The organism is Cecembia sp., assembly GCF_007126775.1.
In the GTDB taxonomy this organism is placed as follows: domain Bacteria; phylum Bacteroidota; class Bacteroidia; order Cytophagales; family Cyclobacteriaceae; genus Cecembia.
This window is the reverse complement of record NZ_SLAP01000130.1, coordinates 1-5,878: the sequence shown is the minus strand read 5'-3', so window position 1 is coordinate 5,878 and position 5,878 is coordinate 1. Positions and strand designations below refer to the sequence as shown.

The 5,878-nt window shown below is 40.8% G+C and carries 6 protein-coding genes; 3 read left to right on the top strand and 3 right to left on the bottom strand.

What is annotated here, in order from left to right; genetic code table 11:
- Both QZT73_RS08910 and QZT73_RS08905 read left to right on the top strand, forming a co-directional pair.
- Positions 1-669 (top strand): histidine kinase (locus QZT73_RS08910; RefSeq protein WP_291787701.1); only part of this gene is annotated, 669 nt, incomplete at its 5' end.
- Positions 662-1,384 carry a response regulator transcription factor gene (locus QZT73_RS08905; RefSeq protein WP_291779183.1) on the top strand — a complete coding sequence of 241 codons (723 nt, stop codon included), beginning with the start codon at positions 662-664 and terminating at the stop codon, positions 1,382-1,384. The genes QZT73_RS08910 and QZT73_RS08905, both read left to right, overlap by 8 nt.
- Before the next feature lie 9 nt (positions 1,385-1,393).
- Here QZT73_RS08905 and uxuA read toward each other — a convergent pair whose 3' ends face one another.
- The 3 genes from uxuA to uxaC all read right to left on the bottom strand — a co-directional run bounded on the left by uxuA (position 1,394) and on the right by uxaC (position 4,964).
- Complete coding sequence (uxuA, locus tag QZT73_RS08900) at positions 1,394-2,572, bottom strand: mannonate dehydratase (protein WP_291787699.1); 1,179 nt, start codon at positions 2,570-2,572, stop codon at positions 1,394-1,396.
- Positions 2,573-2,739: 167 nt separating this feature from the next.
- Positions 2,740-3,552 carry an SDR family oxidoreductase gene (locus QZT73_RS08895; protein WP_291779189.1) on the bottom strand — a complete coding sequence of 271 codons (813 nt, stop codon included), beginning with the start codon at positions 3,550-3,552 and terminating at the stop codon, positions 2,740-2,742.
- Between the two features lie 2 nt (positions 3,553-3,554).
- On the bottom strand, positions 3,555-4,964 hold the full coding sequence (gene uxaC / locus QZT73_RS08890; RefSeq protein ID WP_291779192.1) for a glucuronate isomerase: 1,410 nt from the start codon (positions 4,962-4,964) through the stop codon (positions 3,555-3,557).
- Between the two features lie 197 nt (positions 4,965-5,161).
- On the opposite strand from uxaC, the gene QZT73_RS08885 reads away from it, so the two are divergent.
- A partial coding sequence (locus QZT73_RS08885) for a LacI family DNA-binding transcriptional regulator (RefSeq protein WP_291787697.1) occupies positions 5,162-5,878 on the top strand: 717 nt, incomplete at its 3' end.

The following is a 5,878-nucleotide window of genomic DNA, read 5'->3' as shown; positions in this document are numbered from 1 at the left end:
CCGGGGATACCTTTGGCTGTTAAAAGTTTTCTAGAGAATAAAAAAAATTTAAGACATGCCGAAGCAATGGAAAAGCAAAGGTTGGAAACAGAGTTGCAATACCTCAAATCCCAGGTTAATCCCCACTTTCTTTTCAATACGATTAATTCTATTTTTGTCTTGATCAAAATTAATCCCGATAAAGCCTCAGAAACCTTAATCATGCTTTCTAACTTGTTGCGGTCCCAGCTCTATGAGTTTTCTGCTGATACAATTGATATTGAAAAAGAGTTGGAGTATTTGGAAAACTACATTGAATTAGAAAAAATACGGAAAGGGAACCGGCTTTCATTGGAGTTTGAAAAAGAAGGTAGCTTGGAAGGTTTTCAATTGGCCCCCTTGATGTTGATTCCATTTTTGGAAAATTGCTTTAAGCACTTGTCGACCCATACAGATAAACCCAATGTGGTAAAAATCAAAATCAAAAGGAATACAGAAGGACTTGAAGCCATGTTTTACAATACCTTTGATCCTTCAAGCCGGACCAATTCCGGAGTGGTGGGGGGTATTGGACTTGCCAATATCAAGAGAAGGCTTGAACTCGTTTACCCCAACCGATATTCGCTGCATATTGAAAAAGGAAAGGAAGATTTTAGAGTAAACTTAAAATTACAAGGCTTTCATGACTAAAATCAGAAGCATCATAGTAGAAGATGAACCCCTTGCCAGGGAAGGGCTTAAAAGCTATATCTATGCGATTGGGAACATCGAGCTTTGTGGTGTCTGCGAGAATGCTTTGGAAGCCAATGAGCTTTTGATCAAGGAAAATGTAGATTTGATGTTTCTGGATATTCAGATGCCAAAAATCACGGGACTTGATTTTTTGAAAACCCTCAAAAACCCACCACTGGTAATTTTAACCACTGCATTTCCCAACTATGCCCTGCAAGGTTTTGAACTTGATGTAGTGGATTATCTCGTAAAACCATACTCCTTTGACCGGTTTTTGAAAGCTGTTAATAAAGCCAAAGAAATATTTGAGCTAAGACAACAAGGTTATTCTGTTTCTCAGTACTCACATGAAAATGATTTTATTTTCATCAAAGTAGACAGTGCTTTGAAAAGGGTGAATTTCAATGAAATTTATTTCATTGAAGGGATGGAAAATTACTTGTCCATATTTACTAAAACAGAAAGACTGATCACACTGATGACGATGAAACGGTTGGAAGAAGTATTGCCGTCCCGGGAATTTTTAAGGGTACACAAAACCTACATTGTTGCAAAAGATAAGGTAATGGGGATAATAGGTAATGAACTGGATATGGAAATTCGGAAAGTCCCGATTTCCAGAAACAGGAGAAATGAAATCATTCATGAACTTACCCGGGGAAGCAGTCAATAAAATACTGGATCAGACTACTCCAGCATAAATTAATCCTGCTTCAACACCCCTGATTTCAGCCAAACCCTTCAATCTGCCAATTGCGGTATAGCCAGGATTGATGATAGGTTTTTGGATATCATCCAGCATCTGATGCCCATGGTCAGGCCGCATGGGAATGGAAATGCCTCTTTTTTTCTGAACTTTAAGAATTTCGTGAATCACTGCTTCCATGGGCACATCACCTTCCAGGTGGTTGTCTTCATAGAAATTACCCACCGCATCCCTTCTTGTGGACCTGAGGTGTATAAAATGAATGTGCGCTCCAAACTCCCTTACCATGGCGGGAAGGTTGTTGTCTGGCCTTACTCCATAGGAACCAGTGCAGAAGGTAAATCCATTATTTGGACTGGAGTTACTGCTTATCATTCTCCGCATATCAGCAGCATTACTGACCACTCTTGGAAGTCCGAAGATATCAAATGGGGGATCATCTGGGTGTATGGCCATTTTTACCCCATGCTGCGTGGCAATAGGCAATATCTCATTTAAAAATTGATTGAGGTGGTCGGCCAACTCTTTATGGCCTATTCCTTGATAGGTATCCAAGGCACTTTGGAATTCTTCCAAGGTATACCCTTCCTCTGAACCGGGAAGTCCTTTGAGGATATTGTCTTGAACTCTTTTGATTGTCTCGGGTTTTGCACTTTCATAAAACTCCTTGGCCTTCTTTATTTCCTCTGCTCTGTAGTCTTTTTCTGCCTGGGGCCTTTTCAGAATAAAAAGATCAAAAGCCAGTACTTCTTTCTTTTCAAATCTCAAGGCTTTTGCACCATTGGGAAGCGTCCAGGCAAGTTCGGTTCTGGTCCAGTCCAAGATGGGCATGAAATTGTAACAGATGATTCGAATCCCCTCTTCAGCAAGGTTGATGATGGTCTGTTTGTAATTTGCTATGTATTCCTTATAATTTCCAGAGCGGGTTTTGATGTTTTCATGCACAGGTACTGACTCTACTACCGACCATGTCAGGCCAGCAGCTTCAATCATATCTTTTCTTTTTTTGATTTCCTCTCTGGACCAGGTAGACCCATTGGGTATATGATGCAATGCAGATACAATGCCGGTAGCACCTGACTGGCGGATATCTGCTAAACTGACAGGGTCTTTTGGACCGTACCAGCGCATTGTTTGTTCCATTTTGAAATTCATAAGGTCGGGTTAATTGTGTGATTAGTTAAATGGTTGATTAGGTAATTAATAATTAGTTGATTAGATATTAGTTAATAGGTTTTAAATGTTGTAGTGGTTATAATGCTTACAATTTGAATACCAGCGAAAGGGTATTTGGTACCTGGTACATCCTGTACTACTCAGTCTCAAACTCCAGAGTACGCTGAAAAACCCCCATCTATGGGAATGATAGTGCCAGTAACAAACTTCGAGGCGTCTGAGCAAAGCCATTGCAGCGTGCCCAACAGATCTTCCGGTTCTCCAAACCTTCCCATAGGAGTGTGGGCAATTATTTTATCTCCCCTCTGCGTCAAACTCCCATCGCCTTCGGTCAGTAAGCTGCGGTTTTGTTCCGTCAGGAAAAATCCTGGTGCCATGGCATTGACCCGATAGGAGGGCCCGTGTTTTTGACTCAGTTCCACCGCCAACCATTTGGTCAGGTTGTCAATTGCTGATTTGGCGGAAGCATAACCCGCTACCCGCGTCATTGGTCTGCTTGCAGCCATGGAAGAAATGTTGATGATATTTCCTGCTCCTTTTGCCAACATCAACGGAAAAAGATGTTTGATGGGGAGAAAAGTACCCATGTAATTAAGCTCCAAGACTTTTTTCATGGCATCCGCAGAAAGGTCTTCAATGGTTTGATCCGGTGTCACCACGGCTTCCGCCATATTTCCACCAGCCAAATTGATCAATATGTCTATGGTATGGTACCTGTTCTTGATTTGCTTGGTAGCATTTTGCACATGGGCTTCTTGGGTGACGTCCGCCAAAAAGCCATCGGCTTTACCTCCCTGGTCCCGGATCTTTTCAACCAGCTTTTCAATTTTAGAAGCAGTCCTGCCGATAATGATAACCTGCGCACCTTGGCTAGCCAGGTGCATGGTCATTTTTTCTCCTAAAACTCCGGTAGCACCGGTTAAAACGATGTTTTTATTTTTTATTGAAAATAGCTTCATGTTTAAATGGGAAATTGGAAATAATTCCTTGCGTTATGATAACAAATATCCTGTATGATTTTTCCTATCCATTTTTCATCATTCGGCAAGAGTCCTTGTTGGATATCCTTACCAAACAAATTACAGAGTATTCTTCGAAAATACTCATGTCTTGGAAAGGATAAAAAGCTTCGTGAATCTGTTAACATGCCGACAAAAGTTGCTATCAGCCCCATATTGGAAAGCACATTCATCTGTGCTTCCATGCCATCTTTCTGGTCGAGAAACCACCAGCCCGAGCCAAACTGGATTTTACCTCTTATACTGCCATCGTTGAAGTTGCCGCACATGGTAGCCAATATTTCATTGTCTCCCGGATTGAGGTTATAAAGCACAGTTTTACTCAATTGGTCGGTACTGTCCAGCTCATTTAGAAAGGCTGAAAGGGCAGAGGCCTGAGGAAAATCCCCTATGGAATCAAAGCCGGTGTCAGGCCCCAAACTTTGGAAAATTCTCCTGTTGTTGTTGCGCATAGCTCCAAGGTGAAACTGCTGTGTCCAACCTTTGGCATGGTACATCCTACAAAGTTCCAATAAGGTTTTGAATTTGAAAAAGGCTTCTTCATCCTCTGTCAAAAGCAAGCCGGAATATACTTTTTTGAAGAGGGCGTGAATGTCATAGGTGTTTCCATTAAAATGAAAAAGCTTTTCCAAGCCATGGTCTGATAACCTGCATCCATTTTTGTCAAAGTAGTTGACCCTATATTGAAGGGCCTGCAAAAGGTCATCATAAGAGAGAATATTCACCGCGGCAACATTTCCCAGTTTTTGAAGGTATATGCGGTAGCTGATTGGGTTTTCTACCGCAAAGGCCTTATCTGGTCTAAATGCTGGATACATCCCAAAAGCTGAGGGATTTTGAGCATATTTTTGATGATGCTCCAGGCTATCAATGGGATCGTCCGTGCTGCAGACCACTTCTACCTTCATTTTTTCAAGTAGGCGCCTTGTACTGAATTCAGGGCTATTGGTCAATTCAGAAGTATGCTGATAAATTTCATGAGCATTCTCTTTACAGAGCAGTTCCTCAACACCAAAATATCTTTTTAATTCCAGATGAGTCCAATGGTAAAGTGGGTTTCTGAGGGTATAGGGAACAGATTCTGCCCATTTTTGAAATTTAACACTATCATTTGCCCTTCCGGTAATGAAATGCTCCTGTACGCCCAAGTTTCTCATAGCCCTCCATTTGTAATGGTCTCCGGCCAACCAAATTTGGCTTATATTTTCGAAAACCCAGTCTGTAGCAATCTGATCAGGAGGAAGGTGGTTATGGTAATCGATTATGGGCAATGTTTTTGCGTAATCGTGGTAGAGTTTTTGGGCATATCCATTTTCTAGAAGAAAATTGTCATCTAGAAAATTTCTATGCATTGAAGCTTCTTTTTGTGACATGAGGCAATAGGCTTTTATAAGCATAATCTTACACAATTATAGCCGATTTTAGAACCCGTTCATCATATTTAATTGTGGAATCGATTCCGAAAATTTCCAGGTGAGGTACCAACTTGATATATTCGGGAACTAAATTATCTTTATCTTCCGAAGCATATCCAAATCGAAGCGCTGAAATGACAAAAATCAATATCAAATACCTTGCAGAAAAACTGAACATGGCACCTTCTACTGTTTCCCGTGCTTTGAATGACAGTTATGAAATCAGCCAAGCCACAAAGGACAAGGTACTTGCGCTTGCAAAAGAACTCAATTATCAACCCAATCCTTACGCAAGAAGTTTAAGGGCTTTGAGGAGCAAAACCATTGGCGTCATTATACCGGAAAGGATCAATAATTTTTTTGCACAGGTCATAGACGGGATTGAAGATATTACAAAGCAACATGGTTATCATCTATTGGTGTATAATTCCCACGAAGATGTGACCCAAGAAAAAAAAATCATTTCCTATTTGCTTGGTGGTAGGGTAGATGCTATTGTTATGTCTGTGTCCAGTCAAACAAGCAGCTGGGAACATCTGGAACAGGTACAGCGGCATGGAATACCCATCATTTTCTTTGACAGGATTGCCCAGAATATACCTACTACCAAATTCATTACCAACGATTACCAAAGTGGCTGGGATGCAACCAGGCAATTGATTGATAGAGGCTGCCGGAAAATTTATTTTTTACTTTTATCAAAGGAAATAACAATAGGCAAAGAAAGATTACGTGGTTACATGGATGCAATGAAAGATTCAGAACTTCCTTTTTCAGAAGATTGGGTCATACAGTGCGCTCAGGACGAGAAGAAAAACATGGAGATTTTTAAATCTTTTCTTTATCCTTTG